Genomic DNA, 24,980 nt, shown 5'->3' with positions numbered 1-24,980 from the left:
CAAGGCGAAGCGGTCGTTCCTGACAGGACCTTCAGAAACGGCGCCCCGGTCTGCTCGCCTAGGCTGTGGATGCTCGATGGCGAAGGAGGACGACCGTGCGGATCCTCGTCGTCGATGACGAACGCGAGATGGCTGGCCTCCTCTCCCGCGGTCTCGGGTCGGACGGCCACGACGTGACGACCGCGTTCGACGGCCCGACCGCACTGGACCTCGCGCGGCAGGCGGTCGCGCCGGCATCCGGTGGCGACGCGGGCTTCCAGGTCGCGGTCGTCGACGTCATGCTCCCGGGGCTCTCCGGATTCGCCGTCTGCCGCGAGCTCAAAGGCCTCGACCCGACGCTCGCGGTGATCCTGCTCACGGCGCGCGACGCCGTGGACGACCGGGTCCGAGGGCTCGATGCGGGGGCCGACGACTACATGATCAAGCCGTTCGCCTTCGCCGAGCTCGCCGCCCGGATCCGCGCGGTCCGGCGGCGGGACGCGCTCACCGTGCAGCCGCGCTTGGAGGTCGGTGGGCTGACGCTCGACCTGCACCGGCACCGGGCACGCGTCGGTGACCACGACGTGCCGCTGAGCGGGACCGAGTTCGACGTCCTCCGGGTGCTCGCGAGCGAACCGGGTGTCGTCGTCTCCCGGGCGGCCATGCTGCGGGAGGTCTGGGAGACCTTCGACAACATCGACCCGAACGTCGTCGACCAGTACATCAGTCGTCTCCGTCGCAAACTCGACCTGGCCGAGGCTGGCGTCCGCATCGTGACGAGCCGCGGCGTGGGGTTCTCGCTCGTCGCCGCAGGGAGCTGAGGGCGTGTCGGCGGACCGTCGCCGGTCGACGCGGTACCACGGCATCCGCACGCGGATCGCCGGGGGCAGTCTGCTCATCGCCGTCGTCGTGTCGCTCTTCGCCGGGCTCGCGATCAACGCCCAGCTGGAGCGCATCGTCCGCGACGGCACCGTCCAGGCGCTCCGCAGTGACGGCGCGCAATACGTGTTCGCGCTGCAGGCGAGACCCGACGACCCGCTCCAGGGGCCCGGCCTCGGGACCCGCATCGCCGTCATCGCCCCCGACGGCTCCATCCCGGTCTTCAGCCTGCCGACGACGCTCGCCGCGCCGCTCCCGGCGCTCGCTGCGACGCGGGAGGTCACCACGGTCGACGCCGGTGCCGCCACCTACATCCTGTTGTCGCAGCCCGTGACCGTCGGTGGCGACACCTGGTACGTCATCGCCGGGCGCGACGAGGCCGAGGAGACGACCGTCCTCGTCCAGATGCGGCTCCTCCTCGTCGGGTCCTTCGCGCTCCTCGTCCTCGGTGTGGCGGCCGGCGGATGGATCCTGACGACGGTGTCGCTCCGGCCCGTCACCCGGCTTCGGGTGAGTGCGCAGAGCCTCAGCGAGCGGTCGACGGACGAGGTGCTGCCGGTCGGCCGTGCCGACGACGAGATCGCGCAGCTCGCGATCACCCTCAACGACCTCATCGAGCGGCTGCGGGCCTCGGCCGACCGCGAACGGCAGCTCGTGTCCGACGCGAGTCACGAGCTCCGGACGCCGCTCGCGATCCTCCGCACCCAGCTCGAACTCGCGCGCCTCGAGGACTCGTCGCGCGAGCAACTGCTCGCCGACATCGAGGGGGCCGAGCGCAGTGCGACGCGGCTGTCGGCGCTCGTCACCTCGCTGCTCGAGTTGTCCCGCATCGAGGCGGCGACGCCGGAGGAGCGGACGAGCGCGGCCAGGCTGGAGGCCGACGTGCTCGAAGCGGTCGAGCGCGCACGGTTCCGGGTCGCCGCGGACGACGCGCTGGCCGGGATCGAGGTCGAGTACGTGAGTGCGATCGCGGAGAGCGGGCCGGGGGACGGCGCGGCGGTGTACGCCGTGCGCGCCGACGAGGTCGGCCGGGTCGTCGACAACCTCGCAGGGAACGCGCTGCAGGCGTTCACCGAGCGCGGGGGTGCTCCGCGCCGGGTGTCGGTCATGCTCGACGACGACGGTGGTCAGCTCACGCTGCGGGTGTCGGACAACGCGGGAGGGCTCGACCCGGCCTTCGAACCGCGGGCGCTCGAGCGGTTCAGTCGCTCGGACGCGACGCGGTCCTCCGGGCACGGTTCCGGTCTCGGGCTCGCGATCGTCGCCGCCATCGCGCGCAACGCGGGTGGGGAGATCGTGCTCCACAACCGTCCCGGCCACGGTCTCGAGGTCGTCGTCACCTTGCCCGCCGCGTCGGCCAGGCCGGGCGATCCTGCCTGATCGTCGCCCGTTCGCAGGAGTCGCCCGGTGTGTCGGGGCGGGCGGGGGCGCCGCGCCGGGGAACTCCTGAGTCGGGGACGGAGACGACCGGGGCAGCCGACCGCGCGGGCGCGAGGAGGCCCTGCGTGCAACAATGAGCCAGCCCGTCCGGCGTCACCCGGCGGGCCCGACAGGCGAAGGGGAGCCGTGAGCGCGAGCGTGAAGGACGTCGCGGCGAGAGCCGGCGTCTCGGTCGGGACCGTCTCCAACGTGCTGAACCGCCCCGAGAAGGTCTCGCCCGTCACGGTCGACCGCGTCCACGCGGCGATCGACGAGCTCGGCTTCGTCCGGAACGACGCGGCCCGCCAGCTCCGGGCTGGTCGCAGCCGCAGTGTCGGCCTCGTCGTGCTCGACGTCGGCAACCCGTTCTTCACCGACGTCGCCCGCGGCGCCGAGGATCGAGCCGATGCCGAGGGGTGGTCGGTCCTCCTCGGCAACAGCGACGAGAGCATCGACCGCGAGCGCGCCTACCTCGACCTCTTCGAGGAGCAGCGGGTCGCCGGCGTCCTGATCACGCCGCTCGGCGACGATCTCACCCGGCTCGGCCGGCTGCGCGACCGCGGGACGCCGACGGTCCTCGTCGACCGGCAGACCGATGACACGAGCTTCTCATCGGTCGCCGTCGACGACGTCGCGGGCGGACGGCTCGCGGTCGAGCACCTCATCGGACTCGGACGGCGTCGCATCGCGGTCGTGGGTGGTCCGTCTTCGCTCCGTCAGGTCGTCGATCGGCTCGCCGGTGCGCGCCAGGCGGTCGATGCAGCCGCGGCAGGTGGTGCCGAGGTGACCCTCGAGGTCCTGGAGACCACCGCGTTGACGGTGCTGCAGGGCCGTTCCGCGGGCGAGACCATCCGGAACCGTCCTCGCGACGAGTGGCCCGACGCGGTGTTCGCGGCCAACGACCTCCTCGCGATGGGGGTCCTGCAGGCGTTCAGCATGCTCGGTTCGGTGCGCGTGCCGGACGACATCGCGCTGATCGGGTACGACGACATCGACTTCGCGTCGGCGGCGGTCGTCCCACTGTCGTCGATCCGTCAGCCGAGCGCGCTCATCGGCCACACCGCCGTCGAGCTCCTGCTCCGTGAGGCGGACGCGGGCGCTCGACGCGTGCCCGAGCAGATCATCTTCCAACCGGAGCTCGTCGTCCGGCAATCGACGGTCGGCGTCGACCCGGCCTGAGTCTGGTGCCACCCTGCGTCACGCCGGGTGGTCGGGGACCCACGGGTCGATGAGGCGGAGACCGACACCCGCGAAGTCGCGCGTGTTCCGCGTCGCGAGCGCGGCGTCGGAGGATCTCGCGATGGCCGCGATGATCGCATCCTGAGGTCCGATCGGGTTGCCGGAGCGGCGTCGCGTCGTCATGAGCTCCGCGTAGTCGAGCGCGGCTTCCGCAGAAAAGGGGAGGACGCGCCCTGCGAAGTCGGCATCGAGCACGGTCGCCATGGCCCCGACGAGCGTCGATCGGCGAGCGCCTGCAGGGAGGCGCAGGGCTCCTTCGAGGAGCTCGGCAGCGGTCATCGCCGTGAGGTGGAGGGCGGCCTCGTCCTGCCGATCGAGCCACCGGACCACCGTCGGGTCGGGCCGTGGTCTGAACAGTTCCGAGACGACGTTCGTGTCGAGGACGATCACCTCGGGGTCTGGTCATCCGCGTCGGCGCTCGCAGCGTCCTCGAACGGATTCGGTCGGACGGTCGTGGTGCGCTCGGGCAGTTCGATGACGAGTTCACCGTCGAGGTGGAGGTCGACGAAGCGCTGATGAATACGCTCCGCCAGCCCGGGTCGGTCGATGTCTGCGGCCGAGGCGGCGCGGAGGTCTTCAGGCGTCGTCGTCCTGACAGCCGCGGCGAGGATCGCCCGGATCTCCGCTTCCATGGATCGTCCGTGCAAGGCGCCGAGCTGTTGCAGACCGCGCTTCGTGTCGTCGTCGAGATTGCGGACGGTCACTGTGGGCATGTCGTCACCTCTCGTGGAAATGGAGTGCTAGCACGATGCTAGCAGGACAGTGGGTCCGGCTTCATCGGTCCTCCACAGGCCACGCCGAGCGGAGGTTCCTTTCAGGGAGGCCCACGTAGGGTGGCCGTTTCGCCTTCCTCGGATCGGGCAACCGGTCGACCGCGGTCATCGAGGGACGGCTCTGCCGAGGCGATGCTGCACCCACCGAGCATGAACCGAGCGCGCCCCCGACGCGACCGAGACCCAGGACGGTACCCCGCACATGACCAGCACCACCCCTGCGCGCGCCCTCGAGCGCCGCGACCCGAACACTCCGGCCGCAACCCCCGCGGCCCCCGGTCGGACCGGCGGCCGCCACGTGGCCCTCAGCCCGCGGGCCGCCCGTCGCGCGGCTCGCCTCGAGGACGCCAGCTGGACCGCCTCCGCCGAGGAGGAGCGACGTCACGTCGACCTCGTGCCCGCCAAGCGGCCCTCGGCCCCGCGCGCCAAGAGCTCCTTCGCGAAGCGCGCCAAGCCGTTCGCCACGTTCGGCGTCATGACGCTCGCAACCGGGCTCTTCGTGTCGGTGTCACTGCCGGCGGCCGCTGCCGGCGTCGACGTCGATGCGGCCACCGGTGGCGCGATCCCGTCTGCGGCGACGATGCAGTCGGTGTCGTACTCCGTGCCGTCGGCCGCAACCGATGTGCCCTTCGTGCGCGACGGCTACGGCGCGACCAGCCAGGAGGAGGTCGACGCTGCCTCGGCCGCCGCCGCAGCTGCCGCAGCCGAGGCGGCCGCGAGTGCATCCGCCGCCTCCTCGTCGTCCGCGTCGGCTTCGGCGGGACGCACCTACGCGGCCCCAGCCGTCGCCCGATCCGGCGAGGCGATCCTCGCCTACGCGGCGCAGTTCGTCGGCGTCGTCCCCTACGGCAACGGCAACGACCCGTCCGACAGCTTCGCCTGCGACGGCTACGTGCAGTACGTCTTCGCGGCGTTCGGTGTGTCCCTGCCTCGCGGTGCCGGTGCGCAGGCCGCATCGGGCGTGCAGATCTCGGCGTCGGAGGCCGTCGCCGGTGACCTGCTCTACTGGCCGGAAGGTCACATCGCGATCTACGACGGCGCGGGCGGCATGTACGACTCTCCCGACTGGGGTCGCTACGTCCAGCACCGTCTGACGATCTGGGGAGATCCGGTCTACATCCGCATCCCGTAGGCCGAGCGCTGAGTCGCCCAGAACGGTGCGTTTTCACCGCAAATACGCACAATTCCGGGCAACTCAGCCGGAGCGACGGATACCGTGGAGCGATGAGTGACGCACGCGGCTTCGAGACCTCCCTCGGCACGATCCTGGGGCGGGTCGACGGCGCGGTGGTACGAGCTCGCGGCATCCCGTACGCGCGTGCTGGTCGCTTCGAGGTGCCGGAGCAGATCGGTCTTCCCGTCGGCTCCGACGGCGATCCAGTGCCGTTCCGGGCCTTCGAGCGGGCGCCTGCTTCACCGCAGCGCTCCTCGCGGGTGCTCGAGGCCGTCCTCGAGGGCGCCGGTGAGGGCATGGTCGACTCCGAGGACTGCCAGGCGCTCTCGATCACGATCCCTGCGGACGCCCGGCCGGACGAGTCGCTGCCGGTGATGGTGTGGATCCACGGTGGTGCCTACGTCACGGGCGCCGGCGACCTCGACGTCTACGATCCGATCAGCCTGGTCGTCGAGCAGCGGGTCATCGTGGTGTCGGTCACGTACCGGCTCGGGATCCTCGGCTTCCTCGGTGACGGTGAGACGCTGCCGGCGAACCTCGGCCTGCTGGACCTCGTCCTCGCGCTCCGGTGGATCCACGAGCACATCGGCGCGTTCGGTGGCGATCCGGCGTCGGTCACGCTGTTCGGGCAGTCGGCGGGCGGCGATGCGATCGCGCACCTCATGATCAGCGACGGCACCGCGGGGCTCTTCCAGCGCGCCATCATCCAGAGCGCGCCCCTCGGCATCAGCAGTGGGCGCGCCAAGATGGCGAGCGCGATGATGCGAGCGGCGGGCAGCCCGACACGGGACACGCCGGTGGTCGAGTTGCTGGCGCTCGAGGAGCGGGTGGAGCGAGCCGCTCGTCGGTTCGGACTGCGCGGAGGCATGGCGTTCGGCACCCAGTACGGTCACGAGCCGCTTCCGGCGGAGGCCGACCGCGACGCCGCCTGGCGTGAGGCGGCGTCGCGCATCGACGTGCTCATCGGCTCGACGACGGAGGAGACCCGGCTGTACGTGCCGCTCATTCCGGCCTTCGCCCGCATGACCTCGGCGCCGCTCGTCGGTGACCCCATCCGGCGGGCGCTCGTCGGCGCGACCACGCACGTGACCTACACCCGCGACGCCCGGAAGTTCGTCGAACGGCATCGCGCGTCGGGCGGTCGAGCGACGCGGTACGAGCTCAGCTGGGCGCCGCCCGGTAGTCCTTACGGAGCGTCCCATGTCACCGATCTGCCGCTTCTCCTCGGGACCGAACGATCGTGGAGCCGGACGGCGCTCATCGGCTCGGCGACCTGGGAGGAGGTCGATCGACGCGGACGTTTCCTGCGTCAGATGTGGGCCGACTTCGCGCGTGACGGCGTCCTGGCCGCCGACGCGACCGCAGGCCTGAGCGACGTGGTGACGCTTGACCGCTGAGCGTACTTCCGGACGCTGATGCCCTGAATACCCCATCTGTGAACAGATGTAATTGTGTACACAGTTTGATACCATGGTGCGATGAACACGATCACCCACTCCCTCTCGACGCGAGATCTTCGTGAAGGCCTCGCAGACGTCTTCGGGCGGGTCGGCTATGCGCACGAGCGGATCGGTGTGACGAGGCACGGGAAGCTCGCCGCGGTGGTCATCAGTGTTGAGGACCTCGAACTGCTGGAGTCTTTCGAGGCGGCACGAGACGAGGCGGAGTTCCGGGCGGCTCGGGCTGAAGACGACGGAACCCGCGTTTCACTCGACGAGCTGCGCGCCGAGCTCGACGCTTGACGAGGTACGTGGTCGAGTTCACCTCCGCTGCCGCTCGTGAGTTCAGGAAACTCGATCCCCAATTGCGGCGACGGCTGCTCCTCGCCATCGGTGAGCTGGAGGCTGATCCTCGACCGACTGGTGTGCGCAAGCTGGTTGGGTTCGAGAACGCATGGCGGATTCGGGTCGGCGATTATCGCGTCCTCTACGAAATCCTGGATGGTGTCGTGCTGGTGACCGTGTTCCGGATCGCGCACCGTCGCGAGGTCTACGACCGCTGAGCGCGCGGTGGGTGGCTCCTCCTGGAGACCAGTGCCAGGCACGCGCGGGCGTGTTCCCGGGCTCCATCGGGTGTCGGCGCAGCGGCCAGGCCGAGCAGCCTGCGTCGATGCGGTTCGCCGAGGAGCAGGGTGTAGAGCTGCTCCGCCCGCTCGCCGACGTGGCCGGAGAGGAACGCGATCGAGCGGGCCGGGCCGGCCGCGTAAAAACCGGCGGCGACCTCGGGGAAGCGCGGAGACTCCGCGATCACGAGTCGGTGCAGCGCGACCGAGACGTCCGAGTGCAGCGCGATGACCAGTCGGGTAGCCGCGTCCTCGAGAGGCTCCGCCTCGGAGCCTGGCTCGTCGGCCGCGAGGAGGTACCCGTGCTGGCGTTCGACCGCCGCCGTCAGCACGCCGGCGAGGTCACCGAACCAGGTGTAGATCGTCCGCTTCGTCACGCCCGCGTCGGCGGCGATCGCCTCGATCGTCGTCCCGCCGTACCCGTGCTCGGTGAACCGGCGGATGGCGGCGTCGAGGATCGCGTCGCGGCGGCGGTCGCGTTCGGCTGCCGTCGGGCGACCACGTCTCGATTCCATGCTCTAATGATACGGTAACGTCTCATTAAATGGAGAGGGTGGAGATGACCAAGATCCTGCATGTCGCGATCGTCGACGACTGGGAGGCCAGTCGGCCGTTCGGCGAGTACGAGGTGTCGACGCGAGCCGTGCCGTTCGTCGGCGCCGGCTTCGTCCACGCGACGACCGCCGACCGGCTGCCCGAAGTGCTCGAGCGCGTCTACGGATCGCTCCAGCTGCCGCTCGTGCTCATCGTGCTCGACGTGGAGGAGCTGCAGGCGACAGGCATCGAGGTGGTTCTGGAGCCGGAACCGCGCATCCTCGCGCCGCTGCCGACCGCCGGCCCGGCGATCACCGCCGAGCTCCCGCTCGAGCGCGACGCGGCCGGCGCCTGGCAGATTCCCTCGGCGCTCGCGGGATCAGCAGCGGACTAGCATCGGGGCATGTCGAAGTCGTGGCCCGAGATCGTCCCCGATGTCCGCATCCCGGTCCCACCGTTCCGCGACCTGGACGAATCGAAGACGTTCCATCGCGCGCTCGCCGTCCATGTCGCCGAGATCGGTCGTGCGTCCGGCGGGCCGTTCGCCGAGACCCTGGCGCTGTGCTCGGTGATCGCCTCGGCCGGCGCTCTGCGGCGTTCTGCCTCGAGTGGCGACGGGGCCACTGGAGCGCCGGATCATCCCTCGGCTGTGGTCCTCGGGGTGACGCTGCTGACGCGACTGCCCGTCGCCTGGACCCCGGTGTCGCTCGTCGAGGCGGTCCGTGCCTCGTCGAGCGGCGAAGGCATGCTCTGGGCGGAGCCGACTGCGACGCAGGTCGGGTACTTCAGTGACCCTGAGTTCTCGGCCAGTCGCGACGCCGCAGGTCGGTGGACGGCCGGTTTCCGCGAGCGCGGCGTGAGTCGTGTCGACGCCGTGCTCGACGACGACTGGACGTTCGTGCGGTACCTGATGGACCATGTCGCCGACCGCTTCCCGTTCCCCTTCGGTTGGTCGACCGGCGGCGTGGAGCAGGACCCGCTCGTCCGACGGAACGCGGCGGCCGTCTCCGACTTCTTCGCGGCGCAACGCGAAACGCCCTATCTGCGTCGGTGGTCGGCTGCCGAGGCCTGAGCGACGGACGTCGCGCGAGGCGGGGCCGTTCCCCGTCGCTTCGGCGTCAGCCGAGCAGCCGGTGGAGGTCGGCGAGGACGACGTCGAGCAGTTCGGTGAACGATCTCGTCTCGTCGTCGGCGATCCAGGCGGCGAAGGCCAGGTGGAAGGCTGCGGAGCCGCTCTGCGCTGCGAGTGCCGCCGGCACGGGGGCGACGCCCTTCGCGATGAGCGCGGTCGTGAGGGCGTCGGTGAGCGAGCTGCGCTTGAGGGACTCGCGTTCCATCAGTGCGGCGCTGGAGTCGACGATCCGCTGGCGCGCGCGGGACCAGGAGCGTCGTTCGTCCGCGAAGAACGCCGCACCGCCGTGAAGTGCGGCCTCGACGAGGCTCATCGGCGCCGTGGCCTCGGATGCGAGGAGGGCGTCGAGGAATCGCGCCTGGTAGTCGTCCTGGTTCGTGAACAGCACCTCGCGTTTGTCGGTGAAGTAGCGGAAGAAGGTGCGCTCGGTCACCCCGACGGCCGCGGCGATGTCGCTCACGGTGACGGCCTCGAACCCGCGCGACCCGAACAGCTCGATGGCGGCCAGCTTGAGCCGTCCCTCGGTATCCGCTTGCCAACGAGCCATGGATCCATCCTATCGATGACAGTCACTGACATCAGGTGCTAGGGTCAATGTCACTCACTGACATGAAAGGAGCGCATCATGCGCGTGTTCGTTACCGGAGCAAGCGGCTGGATCGGGAGCGCCGCCGTCGACGAGCTGCTCGCGGCGGGTCACGAGGTGCTCGGCCTCGCGCGCAGCGACGCCTCCGCGGCGTCCCTCGAGGCGAAGGGGGCGACCGTCCTCCGCGATGATCTCGACGACCTCGTGTCGCTCCGTCGCGGAGCCGACGAGTCCGAGGCGACGCTCCACCTCGCCAACAAGCACGACTGGTCGAACCCTGCGGAGTCGAACCGCGCTGAGCGTGCGGCGGTCGAGGCGCTCGCCCAAGCGCTCGTCGGCTCCGGGAAGACGCTCGGTCTCGCCTCAGGACTGTTCCGACCCGACGCGGACCGGCCGGTACTCGAGACCGATCCGCACCCAGCCGTCGGGCCGGAGTCGATGCGCGGTGGAAGCGAGAACCTCGCATTCGACTACCGGGATCGCGGGGTCCGCAGCATCGCCCTTCGTTTCGCGCCCACGGTGCACGGTCACCACGACCATGGCTTCATCGCGCAGATCGTCGCGGCCGCGCGGCGCACGGGCGTCTCCGGCTACCTCAGCGACGGTTCGAACTCCTGGGCCGCCGTGCATCGCGGTGATGCGGCCCGACTCGTGCGCTTCGCGCTCGAGCAGGCTCCTGCGGGGGCCCGAGTGCACGCCGTCGGTGAGGAAGGCGTGCGGACGCGTCGGATAGCCGAGGCGATTGGTGAGGTGCTCGGCCTCCCAACGGCATCCATCGACCCGGACGACGCGGTGGAGCACTTCGGCGTCATCGGGCGCTTCTTCGGCGCCGAGATGACGGCGTCCAGCACTGCGACCCGCGCCGCGTACGGATGGGAACCCACCGGGCCGACGCTCCTGGAGGACATCGCCGGCGGGGCGTACACGGCATGACGTCGCCTCCCCGATACCGCTCTTCGTACGCGGCCTCGGGCCCTGACTGTGCGCAGGAGGGCCCGGCGCCGGGCGTCAGTAGTGGTCGCGCGCTTGCAGGATGACGATGTGGGTGTCGGTCACCAGGTACACGAGTCGGTTCGCGTCGTCGATCCGTCGGGACCAGGCTCCGGAGAGGATGTGCTTCAACGGCTCGGGTTTGCCGATGCCGACGAACGGATCGCGGAGGACGTCCTGGACGAGCAGATTGACGCGCTTGAGTGTCTTGCGGTCTTGGCTCTGCCAGGACGTGTAGTCCTCCCAGCCGCTCCGGTCGAAGGCCAGCTGCCGGGTCACGCGTCGAGCGGCTCGTGGGTCTCGAACTCGCCGTTCCGAGCGCGTTCGAGTGAGGCGAGGAGGCGTTCGGCACCTTTGGCGTTGCGGAGCAGGTACGCCGTCTCGACCATGGCGTCGTAATCGTCCTTCGAGACGAGGACCGCGTTCCCCCGCTTCGACACGACCTCGACGGGGACGTGGTCGTCGTTCACCTGCTGGATGAGACCGAACAGGTTCTTGCGTGCGTCGGTCGCGGTGATCGCTGACATGAAGAGCCTCCTGGAGTGGTACAGAAAAGCGTACCACTTCAGCTCGTCGTTGGCCTCCTTGGGCTACCCCAGGGACGGCTTGATGTCCTTGACGATCGCCTCGAGGATGCGCGCGTTGAAAGCGACGCCGAGCTGGTTCGGGACAGTGACGAGGACGGTGTCGGCGGCCTGCACGGCGGCATCGGCCGCGAGCTCGGCGGCGATGACGTCGGGCTCGCCGATGAAGCTGCGGCCGAAGCGCGCGAGTCCGCCGTCGAGGTGTCCGACCTGGTCCTTCGAGTCGGCCTGGGCGCGCAGACCGAAGTAGCGGCGCGTCTCGTCGTCGATGAGCGGCAGGATGCTGCGGCTCACGGAGACCCGCGGCTGCCACTCGTGACCGGCTTCGGTCCAGGCGTCACGGAACATCTGGATCTGCTCCGCCTGCAGTTCGTCGAACGGCACCCCGGTGTCCTCGGTGAGGAGCGTCGACGACATGAGGTTCATGCCCTGCTCCGCCGTCCACACCGCGGTGGACCGCGAGCCGGCACCCCACCAGATGCGCTCGCCGAGCTCCGGCGACTGCGGCTGGATCGCGAGCAGGCCGTTGGTCCCCGTCATCTGCGGGTTCGCGCGGGCCACACCGGCTCCGGCGATGGCCGCCCGGAACACCTCGGTGTGCGAGCGGGCGATGTCCGCGTCGGTCTCATCGTCGCCCGGCACGTAGCCGAAGGACTCCGACCCGCGGAGGGCCGTCTCGGGTGATCCACGGCTCACGCCGAGCTGCAGGCGGCCGTCGCTGATGAGGTCGGTTGCCGCCGCCTCCTCGGCCATGTAGAGCGGGTTCTCGTACCGCATGTCGATGACACCGGTGCCGAGTTCGATCGTCGAGGTCTTCGCCGCCATCGCCGCCAGCAGTGGGAACGGTGACGCGAGCTGCCGGGCGAAGTGGTGCACGCGCACGTAGGCGCCGTCGACGCCGACCTCCTCCGCCGCGACCGCGAGGTCGATGCTCTGCAGCAGTGCGTCACGCCCGGTGCGCACACTGGAGCCCGGAACGTCTTGCCAGTGTCCGAAGGACAGGAACCCGATCTTCTTCACGCTGACTACAGCGTCGCGCGGAGCGGTTCTATTCCTCTGAATGGATCGTCTACCGTCCCGACCGTCACCTCGAAGCGGTGCGTACCGCTCGTCACCGACACCGGCTCGGCGCCCGGCAGGTCGACGACGGCCGTCGTCCCCGTGGGCACCTCGACCTCGACGTGCAGCGTGTCAGCCTCGATCCGCCAAACGATCGACGCCCGACCGTAGGGCGTCAGGTGCACGGCCGAGGCGTGGGTGAGCCCACCGCCGGGTCGGGGCCGGAACAGGATCGAGCGGTAGCCGGGTGCGGACGGAGCGATGCCGGCGACGACCCGGTGCAGCCAGTCGGCCACCGCTCCGAGCGCGTAGTGGTTGAACGAGGTCATCTGCCCCGGGTTCACGGTCCCGTCGGGCAACATGCTGTCCCAGCGCTCCCAGATCGTGGTCGCTCCCTGGCCCACCGCATACAGCCAGGACGGGCACTCGTCCTCGAGCAGCAGGTCGTAGGCGCGGTCGAGATGGCCCGACGTCGTGAGCGCGTCGCTGACGATCGGCGTCCCGACGAAGCCCGTCGCGATGCGGTTGCCGGCGGCGGCGACGAGGGCGCTCAACCGCTCGCCGGCACGGTCCACTGCTGCCGGGTCCGGCAGGAGCTCGAACGCGATCGCGAGCGAGTACGCGGTCTGCGCGTCACTGGTCATCAGCCCGTCTTCGCCGACGTACTCCGCGAGGAACGCCCGGCGGGTCGCCTCAGCGAGCTCGGCGTAGTGCTCGGCGTCGTCGATGCGACCGAGCACGGCGGCGGTCTTCGCGAGGTGCGCCGTGGACCAGGCCGAGTAGGCGGTGGCGACGAGGTGGCGGTCGGTGAGCGACTCCGCCGGCCGATCCGGTGGTGCGGCCGGGTCGAGCCAGTCGCCGAGCTGGAACCCCTCGTTCCAAAGGTGGTCGGGGCCGGAGAGTCGGTGCACGAGGTCGACCCACCGCTTCGCGGTGTCGTACTGGGCCGCGAGGACGCCGATGTCGCCGAAGCGCTCGTAGAGCACCCACGGGGTGAGGACGGCGACGTCGCCCCACACGGCGCCGGGTCGGTTCGGCGTCCACTGGCCGTCGTCGGGGATGAACGGGACGTACCAGGGCACGGTGCCGTCCTCGTGCTGCTCGACCGCGACGTCCTGCAACCAGGAGCCGAGCATGCCCGACACGTCGTACAGGAACGAGGCGGTGCGCGCGAAGACCTGCAGGTCGCCGGTCCAGCCGACGCGCTCGTCCCGCTGCGGGCAGTCGGTGGGGAGGTCGACGAAGTTCCCACGCATGCTCCAGAGCACGTTCTCGTGCAGGCGGTCCACCCGCTCGTCGGAGCTCTCGAACCAGCCCGTCCGCTCGAGGTCGGAGTGGTAGACCCGCGCGACGACGTCGCCGTTCGCGACCGCCTCGTCGAGATCGCCCGGCCATCCGGTGATCTCCGCGTACCGGAAACCGTGGATCGTGAACCGCGGCTCCCACTCCTCCGCGGGACCGCCGTCCGCCGGAGCCGGGTGGCCGGCGAGGGTGTAGCTGTCGGTCGCCTTCGCCTCGCGGAGTGGGCGGGTGTAGATCTCGCCCTCCTGCATGACCTCCGCGGTCCGGATCACGACCGTCTCGCCCGCCGGACCGGTGACCCGGATCCGCAGTCGACCGACGAGGTTCTGGCCGAGGTCGAGGATGCGCTTGCCGCTCGGGCTCGTGAGGACCGCGATCGGCGAGACCTCCTGCGTCGCGCGCACCGGGGGTCCCTGCGGTGCGACGAAGGTGGCCGGGTCGCGTGTGCCGATCCGTACGCCGGCCCACCCGCTGTCGTCGAAGCCGGGCCCCGACCATCCGGGGAGCTCCTCGCGGGCGTCGTAGTGCTCACCGTCGTAGTTGCCGGAGCTGACGATGGGGCCGAACGAGGCGCGCCAGTGCTCGTCGGTCGCGATGGTCTCGACGCGACCGTCCTCATAGCGGAGTTCGAGCTGGGCGATGAGCGAGAGGTCCGAGCCGAACAGGTTGCGGAAGCCACCGCGCCACCCCAGTCGACCCCGGTACCAGCCGTCGCCCATCCAGGAGCCGATCGCGTTGTCGCCGGGGTGCAGGAGCTCGGTGACATCGTGCGTCGCCGTGCGCAGTCGGCTCGCGTAGCTGGTCCAACCCGGCGCGAGCGCCTCGTCCCCGACGCGACGACCGTTGATCTCAGCCTCGTAGACACCGTGCGCTGTGAGGTACAACCGCGCCGACACGAGGTCGGCACCGACGGTGAAGCCCCGCCGCAACAGCGGTGGCCGACGTGTGTCGCTCTCCGGCTCCTCAGCCCAGTCGGCTGCGACCGGCACCGCGACCCAGTCGCCCGGTGCGAGCAGGCCGGCCTCGACCGTCGCCACCGGGCTCCAGTCGGCCACCTCGACCGCCTGGCCAGGGCCGCTGTCGGTGCCCCACACCCGTACGCGCACCGATGCCACCTCACGCGAGCGGAGCGGAGCGGCGGGCCAGGCGACGAGGACGGATTCACCGGTGGCGACCCGGCCCGTGGTCGTGACCCGTCCGTCGCGGGTGATCTCGATCTCGGCGGCGTGCTGCTCCCAGCCGGCGGGCGCCAGATTCGTCCAGCTCAGCCTCGGGGTGGCGTCGCCGATCCCTCGGGCCTCGCGGAGGTGCTCGAATCTGGGGGCGCTCGTGGTCACCATCGTGGCTGCTGGTCCTTTCGTCAGGCTGGGCGCGTCGCAGCTCGCTCGGCGGTCAACTCTGACACGTTTCAAAACCAGATGCTACAGCGTTCGCATGCGAGAAAGCGAGGAAGATGCAACTCTTCTTGACACGTTTCAAAACGTGGACCAGGATGGAGGCGCTGGCGGGGTCGAAGCGGATCCGTCAGGTGGGGCGCGCCGACACACGGCCGTCCTGCGCTCACGACGACGACGATGGAGAGCGACGATGACCGCACCCGAAGCACCAGCCAGACCGACCGTCGCCCTCGTCGGCACCCTCGATACGAAGGGCGCCGAGTACCGATGGGTCGCCGGCCGTCTCGGCGAACTGGGCGCGGACGTCGTGGTCGTCGACGCCGGAACGCGTGAGCCCCACGGGTACGACGCTGCCGTGGACCACCCGAACCACGAGGTGGCCGCCGCTGGCGGGACCGATCTCGACACGCTGCTCGCCGCGGATGACCGTGGAGCCGCCGTGAGTGCGATGGCGGAAGGTGCCGCGACGGTGATCGGCCGACTGCACGCCACCGGGCGGGTCGACGCCGTCCTGGCCCTCGGTGGCAGCGGCGGCTCGGCCATCGCCGCCCGGGTCTTCCGCGAACTGCCGATCGGGGCCCCGAAGCTCCTCGTGTCGACGATGGCGTCCGGGGACGTCGCGCCGTACGTCGGCGCGAACGACGTGACGCTCATGTACAGCGTGGTCGACATCGCCGGGATCAACCAGATCTCCCGTGCCGTCCTCGGGAATGCGGTGGCGGCCATCGCCGGCATGGCGGCGGCTGCGCAGGCGCGCGGTCCGGCCTCGTCCGCCGAGCGGACGGACCGCCCGCTCGTCGGGGCGTCGATGTTCGGGGTCACGACGCCGGCGGTCGACGTGGCCCGCGAGCGCCTCGACGAACTCGGCTACGAGGTCCTCGTCTTCCACGCCACCGGCTCGGGCGGGCGGGCCCTGGAATCGCTCGCCCGGAGCGGCATGCTCGCAGGGGTCCTCGATCTCACCACCACCGAACTCGCGGACGATCTCGTCGGCGGCGTGCTGACGGCGGGCCCAGACCGACTCACCGCGGCCGGCGCGGCAGGCGTCCCACAGCTCGTCAGCCTCGGTGCGCTCGACATGGTCAACTTCGGCCCTCGCGACACCGTGCCGGAGCGGTTCGCCGATCGCGACTTCTTCGTCCACAACGCGACGGTGACGCTCATGCGCACCACGGTCGACGAGAACCGCGAGCTGGGCGAGCGGATCGGGGCGAAGCTCAGCGGCGCCGAGGCCCCCACCGTGCTGCTGATCCCGCGCGGCGGCGTCTCGGCGCTCGACGCCGAGGGCTTGCCCTTCCGCGACGCGGAGGCGGATGCTGCACTCATGGAAGCCGTGCTCGCGGGTGTGCAGGGCAGCGCGGTCACGGTCGTCGACCGTCCGGAACATCTCAATGATCCGGTGTTCGCGAGGCTCGCCGCCGACACCCTCCACGCTGTGATCGAGCGAGGCGGCGACAGGAACCGCACCGACACCACGGAACAGGACTGACCATGGACAGGACCATCGCACTCGAACGACTTCGCGCCACCGTCGCGCGCGGCCAGGCCGTCATCGGCGCCGGGGCGGGCACCGGCATCTCGGCGAAGTCCGCGGAGGCGGGCGGCGTCGACCTCATCATCATCTACAACTCCGGCAGGTATCGGATGGCCGGTCGCGGCTCGCTGTCGGGCCTGCTCGCCTACGGGGACGCCAACCAGGTCGTCGTGGAGATGAGTCGGGAGGTGCTGCCGATCGTCCGCGACACCCCGGTGCTCGCCGGCGTGAACGGGACGGACCCGTTCCGGATCATGGAGCGCTTCCTCGACGAGCTCAAGACAATGGGGTTCACCGGCGTGCAGAACTTCCCGACCGTCGGGCTCTTCGACGGCGTCTTCCGCCAGAACCTCGAGGAGACGGGCATGGGCTACGACCTCGAGGTCGACATGATCCGCCTCGCCGCCGAGCGTGACCTCCTCACGGCCCCGTACGTCTTCGACGTCGAGTCGACGGTCGCGATGACCGAGGCGGGTGCTGACGTCCTCGTCCCGCACATGGGCCTCACGACGGCCGGCACGATCGGCGCGACCACGGCACTCTCGCTGGAGGAGTCGGCGCACCGGGTGCAGGAGATGCGCGACGCGGCCGTCGCGATCAACCCGGACGTCATCGTGCTGTGCCACGGCGGTCCGATCGCCGAACCGGAGGACGCCGCCTTCATCCTCGCCAACACGACGGGCGTCGCCGGGTTCTTCGGCGCGTCCTCGGCCGAACGCCTCCCGACCGAGCGGGCGATCAAACGCCAGATCGAAGACTTCAAGGCCATCCAGACCCGCTGACCGACGGCACGACCGACCACCCGACCACTCGACGAGGAGCATCCCATGACCGAACCAGCCATCACCCCCGCCACCGCCGGCCGTCGCCCCGACGAGGTCCCCACCCGGGTCTTCGACTGGGGCACCATCAAGTGGCTCGTCACCCCGCACCTCGACGAGGGCGCCGGACTCACGGTCGGCGAGGTCATCGTCTACCCCGGACAGGGCCACGCACCCCACCAGCACCCGGGCGAGGAGGAGGTCATCACGGTGATCTCCGGCGAGGGCGTGCAGACCGTCGGCGACGGTCCCGCGTTCCCGATCCGCGAGGGCGACGCCGTGTACATCCCGAAGGACACCGTGCACTCCACCTACAACACGACGTGGCGCCCGCTGCGACTGTCGGTCGTGTACACCCCTGGTGGCGCGGAGACGGGGCTCGACGGCTTGCCCGACGCGCGCATCCTCGACGCCGGAACGGCGCCGAGCTGGAAGCAGGACCGCTGATGCCGGTGATCGAACCGGGCTCCTGGGTGCATCCGGGTTCGAAGCCGGACTGGAGCGAGATCGGCACGATCGGGCGCTTCGCGGTGTCGGTCGACGGAGGACGGTTCGACCGCCACCACCACGACGACCACGAGATCTGGTTCATCACCGAGGGCAAGGGGAAGGTGCTCGTCGACGGTGGCGAGCGCTACGTGCAGTCGGGCGACATCGTGCTGACGCAGGCGGGCGACACCCACGACATCGTCGAGGTGTACGAGACGATCCGTGGCTTCTTCACGGAGACAGGACTCCCGGCCGGTGGGCGCGTCGGCCATCTGCACGCGAACGAGGAGGACGCAGCCGGGCACGTGGTGACCGCGCTCCCGCTGCCCGCCGACTTCCCGGCCCGAGCCTAGGATCGTCGGTATGCGCATCGCCGTCACCGGGAGTTCGGGCAAGCTCGGCTCCGCCACCGTCGAACGACTGCTGCGGGACGGCCACGACGTGCACGGGATCGACGTCGCGGGCGCGGCCGGTCCGGGGTTCACCCGCGTGGATCTGGCCGATTACGGCCAGACGATCGACAGCCTGCTCGGGGTGACGGCGAGGTTCGCTGGTCTCGACGCCGTGGTGCACCTGGCCGCGATCCCGGTGAACGGGCTCGTGCCGGATGCGGCGACGTTTCACAACAACCTGACCGTGTCGTTCAACGTGCTGCACGCGGCGCTGCGGGCGGGCATCCGGACGATCGTGACCGCGTCGAGCATCACGGCCATGGGATTCCCATTCGAGGAGGCGCCCGAGTTCCTGCCGATCGACGAGACCGTCAGTCGCGCGAACAACACCTATGCGCTCGGGAAGGTCGCCGAGGAGGCGATGGCCGCACAGCTGGTGCGGTGGGCCGACGGGACGTCGATCACCGCGTTGCGGTTCACGAACGTCGTGGCGCCGGGGGAGTACGGGACGTTCGTGCGGGCGTCGGAGCCCGGGTACCGGCGCGACCTCCTGTTCAGCTATGTCGACGCACGTGACGGTGCGCAGGCGGTCGCGCTGGCGCTGACCCGAGCGGACCCCGGCTTCGAGGTCTACGACGTGTGCGCCTCCGACAACGGGACGACCGTGCCGTCGGCGGAGCTCGCGGCGACGCACTTCCCCGGCGTCCCGCTGCGGGCGGGGCTCGGCGAGTTCGAAACGCTCATGTCCATCGACAAGGCCCGCACACGACTCGGTTTCGAGCCCGAGTACTCCTGGCGGGACGAGTTCGAGCGCGAGCAGGCAGTGCGGGGCTGATCGGCACGGAAACGAACGAGGCGCTGATCGGACGATCGACGGATGAGTGCACCCCGGTTCGCGCGAGCACGATGCCGTTGACCGGCGACGGGGCATCCGAGGCCGGTCGGGCGTTCCTCCTCGCTGAGTACGGCTTTGACGACGCGCTCGACGAGGCGATCCGGGTCGGCACGCCCAAAGTCGGCGCTGCACCCGAGAGTGGTACGAACGGTCGAGACCGGTCCGGCGCGGGAACCCGCCGCGTCGTCTAGCGGACGCCCGCCTCGGCTTCGGCCAACGCCCGCACCTCGGCGACCTCGCGGATCTCGTCGGCACCGATGTTCGCCCCGAAGAGCTCGTGTCCGGGTTCGAGGACGACGCCCGCGCGCAGCGGCCCGATCTCGACGGGGTCGAACCCGAGGGCGTCCACCACGGCGGAGACGGCCGCCCGGTCCGCGGGGGCGTCGCCGGCGATCGCGATGCCCTTGCGACCGGGCGTGCCGGCCGGACGCGGTTCCCCGTCGAGGTCGTGGTACCCCATGTGGTTGAACGCCTTCACGACCCGGGACTCCGGCAGGAAGGCGGCGATCAGCTCGCTCGTCGAGGTCTCCGGCGCGCTGAGGTCCTCGCGGTGGCCGTCGACCTCCCACCAGTAGTTCATGGCGTCGATGACGAGTTTGCCGCGCAGCTCGTCGACGGGCACCGACCGATGTTTGCCGAGGGGCAGCGCGAGGATGACGAGGTCGGCCTGGGTCGCTGCCTCGGCGGCGGTCGCGGCGACGGCACCCGGAGCGAGGACGTCGATCGTCAGGGCGATCCGGGCGGCGTCGCGCGAACCACTGATGAGCACCCGGTAGCCGGCGGCGACCGCGAGTCGTGCCAGGACCGTGCCGACCTTGCCGGCGCCGAGGATGCCGATGGTGACGCTCTGCGACGGAGTCGGCTCGTCGACGGATCGGACGGTTCCGGAAGCGGTGTCGGACATGGGTCTCCTTCGTGGACGGTGCGGCCGCACGCGGTCGCCTGGGTCAACCGGAGGTCGTCCATCGCTATTCCGAGACCGGTCCGACGTGGACGCGCAACCCCTCCTCCGCGATCGCCCGCTCGACGTACCGTTGCCGCATGACTGACGCAGAACAGACCGACGCAACGACCCCCGACGCCACGACCTCCGGCTCACCCGAGACGATCGGCGCCACCGAGGAGACCCTCGGGGCCCGGGGCGACGATAGCTCGACGAGCGCGAGCAAGGACCCCGAGGACTGGGTCACCGGCGACGAGCCGATGACCGGCCCGCAGCGCAGCTACCTCGACACCCTGGCGCGCGAGGCCGGCGAGGAGCTCCCCGCCGACCTGACGAAGGCGCAGGCCTCCGAGCACATCGACCGGCTGCAGAACGCCACCGGCCGCGGTCAGTCCGGATCCTGAGCGCCGCCGCCACCGTGACCGACTCCAGCAGGGCTCCGCTCCATCACGAGGTGGTCGTCATCGGTGGCGGCAACGCCGGTCTGTCCGTCGCTGGCAGGCTCCGGCGATACGGGGTCGATGACGTCGCGGTCATCGAACCGCGCGAACACCACCGGTACCAGCCGATGTTCTCGCACGTCGCGGGCGGGACCGCGTCCGCGTCGGCGGCCACGAGGCCCCAGCGCGCGGTGACGCCGAAGGGCGTGACCTGGATCCAGGACCGGGTCCGGTCCATCGACCCGGTCGCGAAGACGCTGACGCTCGAATCCGGCACCGCCGTCGAGTACGCCCAGCTCATCGTCGCTCCGGGCATCCAGCAGGACTGGGACGCCGTGCCCGGTCTGACGGAGGCGATGGCCTCGCCGGTGGGGATCTCCAACTACACGTTCGAGTACGCGCAGAAGGCCTCGCGCGTGCTCCGGTCGGTCCGCTCCGGCACCGTCGTGTTCACGCAGCCCGCCGGCCCCGCGAGCTGCTCGGGTGCCGCGCAGAAGCCGATGTACCTCGCGTGCGACCACTGGCGGCAGACGGGCGTCCTCGACGACATCCGTGTGGTGCTCGTCGTGCCCACACCCACGATGTTCGGCATGCCGATGATCGACGCCGAACTCGACCGCAAGGTCGCCGAGTACGGCATCGAGGTGCGGTTCTCGCGCGAGCTCGTCGCGGTCGACCCGGAGCAGCGCGTGGTGACCATCGCGCAGACCGACCCGCAGGACGGCCCGGATCGCGGGCAGGACGGCGTGACGGGGGGACTCCGGGAGGAGATCCCCTACGACGTCCTCCACGCGGTGCCGCCGCAGTCCGCACCGGACTGGCTCGCGGCAACGGCGCTCGCCGAGCCCGGCAACCCGGGTGGCTTCGTCGAGGTCGACTCGCTGACCCTGCGGCATCCGCGCTTCCCCGACGTCTGGGCGCTCGGCGACGCCGCCGCGGTGATGAGCTCGAAGTCCGGCGGAGCCCTCCGGCAACAGACGAAGACCCTCGCGAAGAACCTCGTCGCCGTGCGGTCCGGCCAGGAGCCGAGCACGGTCTACAACGGCTACTCGGTGTGCCCGTTCACGGTCTCCCGCGGGACGGTGGTGTTCGCCGAGTTCGACGACCGCTACCGCCCGAAGCCCTCGATCCCGTTCTGGAACGGACTCGCGAAGGAGCGTCGGTTCACGTTCATCGCCGACCGCCACGTCCTGCCCTGGGTGTACTGGAACCTCATCCTGCAGGGTCGGGCGTGAGCGTCCGCAGCCGCACACCGAAGGTCGTCTCCGCCACCGGCACCCGATAGCGCTCGGGCAGGGCCGGCCCGCACGACGAGCTGCCGAGCCCGTGCTGCGCGTGGTCGAGGTTGAGCCACACACGGCCGGAGTCTCGGAGGTCCTGCGGGTGGCGGGCCTCCTCGAGCGCTTCGCTCGTCCATCGTCTGGCGGTGAAGTCGAAGCCGGTGTCCTGCAGCTGCTCGGCTCGTAGAGTCGGCAGGCCGTTGCCGGTGAGTTCCACCCACCGCGTCCCGACGTGGTTGCCGTTCTCCTCGGGAACCGGGTAGTCGGTCTGGAGCCCGTCGACACTGCTCGTGAAGCGACCGACGCGCGCCGCGGCGAGGCTGTCGACGTACGACTCGCCGGGGCCCCGACCGAACCACGTCGCATCCGTGTAGTCGCCCGGTAGTCCGAGTCGGAGGCCCAGGCGCGGCAGCGTCAGCACGTGATCGCCGATGGGGGTGTGCTCCCAGATCCCCTCGGGGACGACGGTGACCGACAGGTCCAGGGCGCCGCCCGCGTCGGTCCAGTCGAACGTCCAGCGCAGGCCGAGCCCGTGCGCGGCCGGGGCGCTGCGGCCGGAGACCCGCAGGCCGCCGCCCTGCCCGTCGTCGATCCGCTCGACGACGTCGGTCCGGTGGAGGAAGCGGTCGAGTCCCGTGAGCTTCCAACTGGCTGCGGCCGTGTTCCGCGGCCCCTGGCCCCGGTCGTTCTCAGTGGGTGCACGCATGATGTCGAGGACGGGCCCGTCGAACTCGAGATCGCCGAGCGCGCGGAGTCGGCCGGTGCGCGCGTCGAAGGAGCCTGCGCCGAGGGTGATGCGGTGGCCCGGCGTGCGGTCGGCGTGAGCGAGGGGTCTGCGTGCCGCGGACGCCACGGGAACGGTGACGCCGGTCGGATCCGCCGGTCGGTCGGCGGCGATCCGCGCCTGCCCGAACGCGACCTCGTGTCCCGCTGCCGCCCACGGCTCGTCGGCCGCCAGGACCGCGCGCACGGTGAGCCAACGCTCGACGGGTGCGCCGGAGACGGGATCGACACCGGCGGTCGGCACGGTCGCCTCGGCCGGCAGGTCGACGGTCGCCGCGCTCCGGGGGTCGACGGGCGGTGTCGTCAACGCACCCGACGCGACGGCGAGGCCGTCGTCCTCCAGCTGCCACCGGAGCGCCAGGTGATCGAGTGACCGCATGTCGTGTTTGTTCCTGACCGTCAGCGTGCCGGTGGTGGCGTCCGCCAGGAGCTCGACCGGACTGATCGCGGCGTGCAGCTCGGCGAGGCCGGGGGAGGGCGTGCGGTCGGCGAAGACGAGTCCGTCGAGGCAGTAGCGTCCGCCGTTCGGTCGGAAGGCGACATCGCCACCGTGCATGACGAACTCGTTCCCGGCGGCGTCGGTGCTGCGGAAGCCGTGGTCGATCCACTCCCAGACGAAGCCGCCGCAGAACCGGTCGGAGGACTCGAGGATCCGCTGGTAGTCGACGAGCGACCCCGGGCCGTTGCCCATCGCGTGCGCGTACTCGCAGAGCAGGAACGGGAGTCGCCGCCGATGCACGTCGTCCGGCGACCCCGCCACGACGCCCACGGGGGTCGGTTCCTCGCGACGGCCGATGGCCTCGAGCAGCTCCTGGTCGGGGTACATGAGGCTGGAGAAGTCCGAGTTCCGATACGACGGATCGCGCTCGTACATGATCGGCCGGGACGGATCGCGCTCGCGGATCCACTGCTCCAGCACGTCGAAGTTCTCGCCGACCCAGCTCTCGTTCGCCATCGACCACACGACGATCGACGGGTGGTTCTTGTCGCGCTCGACCATCCGCTGGACACGGTCGAGCATCGCGTCGCGCCAGACCGGCTCCGTCGGCGGGTTGCCGGCCCAGTCGGTGTAGATGAAGCCGTGGGTCTCGAGGTCGCACTCCTCGACCACCCACAGCCCCAGCTCGTCGCAGAGGCGGAGGAAGTCCGGGTGGGGCGGGTAGTGGCTCGTGCGCACGGCGTTGAGGTTGTGCTGCTTCATGAGCAGGATGTCCTGCCGCATGGTCTCCGTGTCGAGTGAACGGCCGCGGTCCTGGTCGTGCTCGTGCCGGTTGACCCCGCGGAACAGCACCGGGACGCCGTTCACGAGGAAGCGGCCGTCCTCGATGGAGACGGTGCGGAACCCGATGCGCAGCTCGACGGTCTCGCCGGCCACGGGCGTCTCATCGGTCGGCCGCGGCCTGAGGTACGCCGTGTAGAGGCGCGGTACCTCGGCGCTCCAGGGCTCGACCGGCAGAGCGGTCGCGGTGCCGGTGGGGAGGTCGAGGATGCCGAGCTCGGGGACGTCGACGAGGCCGGGGACGTCGGTGTCGACGCGCAGGACGCCGATGCCGTCGCGATGGTCGTAGCTCGCGCGGACCTGGACGTCGTCGATCGCGCCGGCCGGGCGTTCCAGGAGGTCGACGTCGCGGAAGATGCCCGGCAACCACCACATGTCCTGGTCCTCCAGGTACGTGCCGCTCGACCACCGGTGCACCCGCACGGCGAGGACGTTCTCACCGGGGACGAGGTGCTCGCCGACGTCGTACTCCACCGGGAGACGGCTGCCCTTGCTGTGGCCGAGGAGCACGCCGTTCAACCACACGGTCCCGCAGGAGTCGACACCCTGGAAGCGCAGCACCGTGTCAGCGCGACGCCAGTCCTCCGGCAGGGTGAAGGTACGGCGGTAGTCACCCGTCGGGTTCTCCTCGGGCACGTGAGGCGGGTCGATCGGGATCGGGAACGCGGTGTTCGTGTACAGCGGCTGCCCGTGGCCCTCGAGGACCCAGTGCGCGGGCACCCGGATGCGGTCCCAGGAGGAGTCGTCGAGCGACGGATCACCGAAGGTGTCGCCCGTCCCGTCGGCCGTGGGCGAGAGCGTGAACGCCCAGTCGCCGTTGAGGGACAGCCGACGTGCGTCGCTCAGTTCGTCGGCACGGGGTCGCCGCCGGCCGGTCCCCGGGATCGGGTCTTCGACCCACGACGCCGCGAGCCCTGCTGAGTCGTTCATCGTCGTGCAACCTTCATCGTGATGCGGCCTTCATCGTCGGGCGTCCCTTTCTCAGGAGGTCATCGGCGCGCCGGCCCGGCCAGCG

The 24,980-nt window shown here is 70.6% G+C and carries 27 protein-coding genes; 17 read left to right on the top strand and 10 right to left on the bottom strand.

Features of this window, described 5'->3' with window-relative positions:
• The first annotated feature begins 95 nt into the window (after window positions 1-95).
• From BIU99_RS06735 to BIU99_RS06725, 3 genes are all read left to right on the top strand, one after another.
• Entirely contained in the window at window positions 96-800 is a 705-nt protein-coding gene (locus BIU99_RS06735; RefSeq protein ID WP_071260420.1) for a response regulator transcription factor, read from the top strand.
• Window positions 801-804: 4 nt separating this feature from the next.
• The gene (locus BIU99_RS06730) at window positions 805-2,238 is read left to right on the top strand and encodes a HAMP domain-containing sensor histidine kinase (protein WP_083397230.1); all 1,434 of its coding nucleotides are present in this window, start codon (window positions 805-807) and stop codon (window positions 2,236-2,238) included.
• 186 nt (window positions 2,239-2,424) lie between these two features.
• Window positions 2,425-3,456 (top strand): LacI family DNA-binding transcriptional regulator, encoded by a 1,032-nt coding sequence (locus tag BIU99_RS06725; RefSeq protein ID WP_175484362.1) that lies wholly within the window; start codon window positions 2,425-2,427, stop codon window positions 3,454-3,456.
• 18 nt (window positions 3,457-3,474) lie between these two features.
• Here BIU99_RS06725 and BIU99_RS06720 read toward each other — a convergent pair whose 3' ends face one another.
• Together BIU99_RS06720 and BIU99_RS06715 are read right to left on the bottom strand one after the other, a co-directional pair.
• Entirely contained in the window at window positions 3,475-3,906 is a 432-nt protein-coding gene (locus tag BIU99_RS06720) for a type II toxin-antitoxin system VapC family toxin (protein WP_071260419.1), read from the bottom strand.
• Window positions 3,903-4,229, bottom strand: a complete 327-nt coding sequence (locus tag BIU99_RS06715; protein ID WP_064295724.1) for a hypothetical protein — start codon at window positions 4,227-4,229, stop codon at window positions 3,903-3,905. The genes BIU99_RS06720 and BIU99_RS06715 overlap by 4 nt, the downstream gene beginning before the upstream one ends.
• A 262-nt stretch (window positions 4,230-4,491) precedes the next feature.
• Between BIU99_RS06715 and BIU99_RS06710 the strand changes: the two genes are divergently transcribed.
• The 4 genes from BIU99_RS06710 to BIU99_RS06695 all read left to right on the top strand — a co-directional run bounded on the left by BIU99_RS06710 (window position 4,492) and on the right by BIU99_RS06695 (window position 7,465).
• A complete protein-coding gene (locus BIU99_RS06710; RefSeq protein ID WP_071260418.1) occupies window positions 4,492-5,421 on the top strand; it encodes a C40 family peptidase in 930 nt (309 codons plus the stop codon).
• A 92-nt stretch (window positions 5,422-5,513) separates the two neighbouring features.
• Entirely contained in the window at window positions 5,514-6,860 is a 1,347-nt protein-coding gene (locus BIU99_RS06705; protein ID WP_071260417.1) for a carboxylesterase family protein, read from the top strand.
• Window positions 6,861-6,941: 81 nt separating this feature from the next.
• Window positions 6,942-7,205, top strand: a complete 264-nt coding sequence (locus tag BIU99_RS06700; RefSeq protein ID WP_064295726.1) for a type II toxin-antitoxin system Phd/YefM family antitoxin — start codon at window positions 6,942-6,944, stop codon at window positions 7,203-7,205.
• A gap of 8 nt (window positions 7,206-7,213) precedes the next feature.
• Entirely contained in the window at window positions 7,214-7,465 is a 252-nt protein-coding gene (locus BIU99_RS06695) for a type II toxin-antitoxin system RelE/ParE family toxin (RefSeq protein WP_217634977.1), read from the top strand.
• Here the strand turns inward: BIU99_RS06695 and BIU99_RS06690 are convergent.
• A complete protein-coding gene (locus BIU99_RS06690; RefSeq protein WP_071260415.1) occupies window positions 7,453-8,040 on the bottom strand; it encodes a TetR/AcrR family transcriptional regulator in 588 nt (195 codons plus the stop codon). The genes BIU99_RS06695 and BIU99_RS06690 overlap by 13 nt on opposite strands.
• Before the next feature lie 44 nt (window positions 8,041-8,084).
• Between BIU99_RS06690 and BIU99_RS06685 the strand changes: the two genes are divergently transcribed.
• A complete protein-coding gene (locus BIU99_RS06685; protein ID WP_071260414.1) occupies window positions 8,085-8,453 on the top strand; it encodes a DUF952 domain-containing protein in 369 nt (122 codons plus the stop codon).
• A 9-nt stretch (window positions 8,454-8,462) separates the two neighbouring features.
• On the top strand, window positions 8,463-9,131 hold the full coding sequence (locus BIU99_RS06680) for a hypothetical protein (RefSeq protein WP_071260413.1): 669 nt from the start codon (window positions 8,463-8,465) through the stop codon (window positions 9,129-9,131).
• 46 nt (window positions 9,132-9,177) lie between these two features.
• Here the strand turns inward: BIU99_RS06680 and BIU99_RS06675 are convergent, their stop codons facing one another.
• Complete coding sequence (locus BIU99_RS06675) at window positions 9,178-9,738, bottom strand: TetR family transcriptional regulator (protein ID WP_071260412.1); 561 nt, start codon at window positions 9,736-9,738, stop codon at window positions 9,178-9,180.
• Between the two features lie 78 nt (window positions 9,739-9,816).
• On the opposite strand from BIU99_RS06675, the gene BIU99_RS06670 reads away from it, so the two are divergent.
• Window positions 9,817-10,710 carry an SDR family oxidoreductase gene (locus tag BIU99_RS06670; RefSeq protein ID WP_071260411.1) on the top strand — a complete coding sequence of 298 codons (894 nt, stop codon included), beginning with the start codon at window positions 9,817-9,819 and terminating at the stop codon, window positions 10,708-10,710.
• Between the two features lie 75 nt (window positions 10,711-10,785).
• On the opposite strand, the gene BIU99_RS06665 is transcribed toward BIU99_RS06670, so the two are convergent.
• The 4 genes from BIU99_RS06665 to BIU99_RS06650 all read right to left on the bottom strand — a co-directional run bounded on the left by BIU99_RS06665 (window position 10,786) and on the right by BIU99_RS06650 (window position 15,052).
• Window positions 10,786-11,046 (bottom strand): Txe/YoeB family addiction module toxin, encoded by a 261-nt coding sequence (locus BIU99_RS06665; RefSeq protein ID WP_071260410.1) that lies wholly within the window; start codon window positions 11,044-11,046, stop codon window positions 10,786-10,788.
• Window positions 11,043-11,294, bottom strand: coding sequence for a type II toxin-antitoxin system Phd/YefM family antitoxin (locus tag BIU99_RS06660; protein WP_071260409.1), 252 nt, complete (start codon window positions 11,292-11,294; stop codon window positions 11,043-11,045). Before BIU99_RS06660 ends, BIU99_RS06665 begins: the two co-directional genes overlap by 4 nt.
• 63 nt (window positions 11,295-11,357) lie before the next feature.
• Entirely contained in the window at window positions 11,358-12,371 is a 1,014-nt protein-coding gene (locus BIU99_RS06655) for an LLM class flavin-dependent oxidoreductase (protein ID WP_083397229.1), read from the bottom strand.
• Between the two features lie 5 nt (window positions 12,372-12,376).
• The gene (locus BIU99_RS06650; RefSeq protein WP_071260407.1) at window positions 12,377-15,052 is read right to left on the bottom strand and encodes a glycoside hydrolase family 78 protein; all 2,676 of its coding nucleotides are present in this window, start codon (window positions 15,050-15,052) and stop codon (window positions 12,377-12,379) included.
• A gap of 247 nt (window positions 15,053-15,299) precedes the next feature.
• Between BIU99_RS06650 and BIU99_RS06645 the strand changes: the two genes are divergently transcribed.
• The 5 genes from BIU99_RS06645 to BIU99_RS06625 are packed head-to-tail and all read left to right on the top strand — an operon-like array spanning window position 15,300 to window position 19,180.
• Window positions 15,300-16,598: a Tm-1-like ATP-binding domain-containing protein gene (locus BIU99_RS06645; protein ID WP_071260406.1), complete on the top strand. Its 1,299-nt coding sequence runs from the start codon at window positions 15,300-15,302 to the stop codon at window positions 16,596-16,598.
• 2 nt (window positions 16,599-16,600) lie between these two features.
• Complete coding sequence (locus tag BIU99_RS06640) at window positions 16,601-17,425, top strand: phosphoenolpyruvate hydrolase family protein (RefSeq protein WP_064295733.1); 825 nt, start codon at window positions 16,601-16,603, stop codon at window positions 17,423-17,425.
• Between the two features lie 45 nt (window positions 17,426-17,470).
• Entirely contained in the window at window positions 17,471-17,911 is a 441-nt protein-coding gene (locus BIU99_RS06635; RefSeq protein WP_064295734.1) for a cupin domain-containing protein, read from the top strand.
• Window positions 17,911-18,306: an AraC family ligand binding domain-containing protein gene (locus BIU99_RS06630; protein WP_071260405.1), complete on the top strand. Its 396-nt coding sequence runs from the start codon at window positions 17,911-17,913 to the stop codon at window positions 18,304-18,306. Before BIU99_RS06635 ends, BIU99_RS06630 begins: the two co-directional genes overlap by 1 nt.
• A 10-nt stretch (window positions 18,307-18,316) precedes the next feature.
• Window positions 18,317-19,180, top strand: coding sequence for an NAD(P)-dependent oxidoreductase (locus BIU99_RS06625; protein WP_071260404.1), 864 nt, complete (start codon window positions 18,317-18,319; stop codon window positions 19,178-19,180).
• Between the two features lie 247 nt (window positions 19,181-19,427).
• Here BIU99_RS06625 and BIU99_RS06615 read toward each other — a convergent pair whose 3' ends face one another.
• Window positions 19,428-20,144 carry an NADPH-dependent F420 reductase gene (locus BIU99_RS06615; RefSeq protein WP_071260402.1) on the bottom strand — a complete coding sequence of 239 codons (717 nt, stop codon included), beginning with the start codon at window positions 20,142-20,144 and terminating at the stop codon, window positions 19,428-19,430.
• A gap of 137 nt (window positions 20,145-20,281) precedes the next feature.
• Here BIU99_RS06615 and BIU99_RS06610 point away from each other — a divergent pair, with 137 nt between their 5' ends.
• On the top strand, window positions 20,282-20,587 hold the full coding sequence (locus BIU99_RS06610; RefSeq protein ID WP_064295746.1) for a DUF3072 domain-containing protein: 306 nt from the start codon (window positions 20,282-20,284) through the stop codon (window positions 20,585-20,587).
• Between the two features lie 14 nt (window positions 20,588-20,601).
• Window positions 20,602-21,858: an NAD(P)/FAD-dependent oxidoreductase gene (locus BIU99_RS06605; RefSeq protein ID WP_064295737.1), complete on the top strand. Its 1,257-nt coding sequence runs from the start codon at window positions 20,602-20,604 to the stop codon at window positions 21,856-21,858.
• On the opposite strand, the gene BIU99_RS06600 is transcribed toward BIU99_RS06605, so the two are convergent.
• Complete coding sequence (locus tag BIU99_RS06600) at window positions 21,836-24,895, bottom strand: glycoside hydrolase family 2 TIM barrel-domain containing protein (RefSeq protein WP_071260401.1); 3,060 nt, start codon at window positions 24,893-24,895, stop codon at window positions 21,836-21,838. The genes BIU99_RS06605 and BIU99_RS06600 overlap by 23 nt on opposite strands.
• Window positions 24,896-24,980 lie beyond the last annotated feature (85 nt).

The sequence above is a fragment of the Plantibacter sp. MMLR14_011 genome (assembly GCF_001865025.1).
Classification (GTDB): domain Bacteria; phylum Actinomycetota; class Actinomycetes; order Actinomycetales; family Microbacteriaceae; genus Plantibacter; species Plantibacter flavus_A.
The sequence above is the reverse complement of the archived record's forward strand: the minus strand, read 5'-3'. Positions and strand labels throughout refer to the sequence as shown.

What these genes read in the sequence shown, in the direction of transcription:
- BIU99_RS06600 (WP_071260401.1), bottom strand. Translation starts at nt 24,895, where the DNA reads ATGAACGACTCAGCAGGGCTCGCGGCGTCGTGGGTCGAAGACCCGATC.
- BIU99_RS06650 (WP_071260407.1), bottom strand. Translation starts at nt 15,052, where the DNA reads ATGGTGACCACGAGCGCCCCCAGATTCGAGCACCTCCGCGAGGCCCGA.
- BIU99_RS06705 (WP_071260417.1), top strand. Translation starts at nt 5,514, where the DNA reads ATGAGTGACGCACGCGGCTTCGAGACCTCCCTCGGCACGATCCTGGGG.
- BIU99_RS06645 (WP_071260406.1), top strand. Translation starts at nt 15,300, where the DNA reads ATGACCGCACCCGAAGCACCAGCCAGACCGACCGTCGCCCTCGTCGGC.
- BIU99_RS06715 (WP_064295724.1), bottom strand. Translation starts at nt 4,229, where the DNA reads ATGCCCACAGTGACCGTCCGCAATCTCGACGACGACACGAAGCGCGGT.
- BIU99_RS06615 (WP_071260402.1), bottom strand. Translation starts at nt 20,144, where the DNA reads ATGTCCGACACCGCTTCCGGAACCGTCCGATCCGTCGACGAGCCGACT.
- BIU99_RS06685 (WP_071260414.1), top strand. Translation starts at nt 8,085, where the DNA reads ATGACCAAGATCCTGCATGTCGCGATCGTCGACGACTGGGAGGCCAGT.
- BIU99_RS06700 (WP_064295726.1), top strand. Translation starts at nt 6,942, where the DNA reads ATGAACACGATCACCCACTCCCTCTCGACGCGAGATCTTCGTGAAGGC.
- BIU99_RS06630 (WP_071260405.1), top strand. Translation starts at nt 17,911, where the DNA reads ATGCCGGTGATCGAACCGGGCTCCTGGGTGCATCCGGGTTCGAAGCCG.
- BIU99_RS06710 (WP_071260418.1), top strand. Translation starts at nt 4,492, where the DNA reads ATGACCAGCACCACCCCTGCGCGCGCCCTCGAGCGCCGCGACCCGAAC.
- BIU99_RS06610 (WP_064295746.1), top strand. Translation starts at nt 20,282, where the DNA reads ATGACTGACGCAGAACAGACCGACGCAACGACCCCCGACGCCACGACC.
- BIU99_RS06680 (WP_071260413.1), top strand. Translation starts at nt 8,463, where the DNA reads ATGTCGAAGTCGTGGCCCGAGATCGTCCCCGATGTCCGCATCCCGGTC.
- BIU99_RS06640 (WP_064295733.1), top strand. Translation starts at nt 16,601, where the DNA reads ATGGACAGGACCATCGCACTCGAACGACTTCGCGCCACCGTCGCGCGC.
- BIU99_RS06675 (WP_071260412.1), bottom strand. Translation starts at nt 9,738, where the DNA reads ATGGCTCGTTGGCAAGCGGATACCGAGGGACGGCTCAAGCTGGCCGCC.
- BIU99_RS06635 (WP_064295734.1), top strand. Translation starts at nt 17,471, where the DNA reads ATGACCGAACCAGCCATCACCCCCGCCACCGCCGGCCGTCGCCCCGAC.
- BIU99_RS06625 (WP_071260404.1), top strand. Translation starts at nt 18,317, where the DNA reads ATGCGCATCGCCGTCACCGGGAGTTCGGGCAAGCTCGGCTCCGCCACC.
- BIU99_RS06670 (WP_071260411.1), top strand. Translation starts at nt 9,817, where the DNA reads ATGCGCGTGTTCGTTACCGGAGCAAGCGGCTGGATCGGGAGCGCCGCC.
- BIU99_RS06690 (WP_071260415.1), bottom strand. Translation starts at nt 8,040, where the DNA reads ATGGAATCGAGACGTGGTCGCCCGACGGCAGCCGAACGCGACCGCCGC.
- BIU99_RS06660 (WP_071260409.1), bottom strand. Translation starts at nt 11,294, where the DNA reads ATGTCAGCGATCACCGCGACCGACGCACGCAAGAACCTGTTCGGTCTC.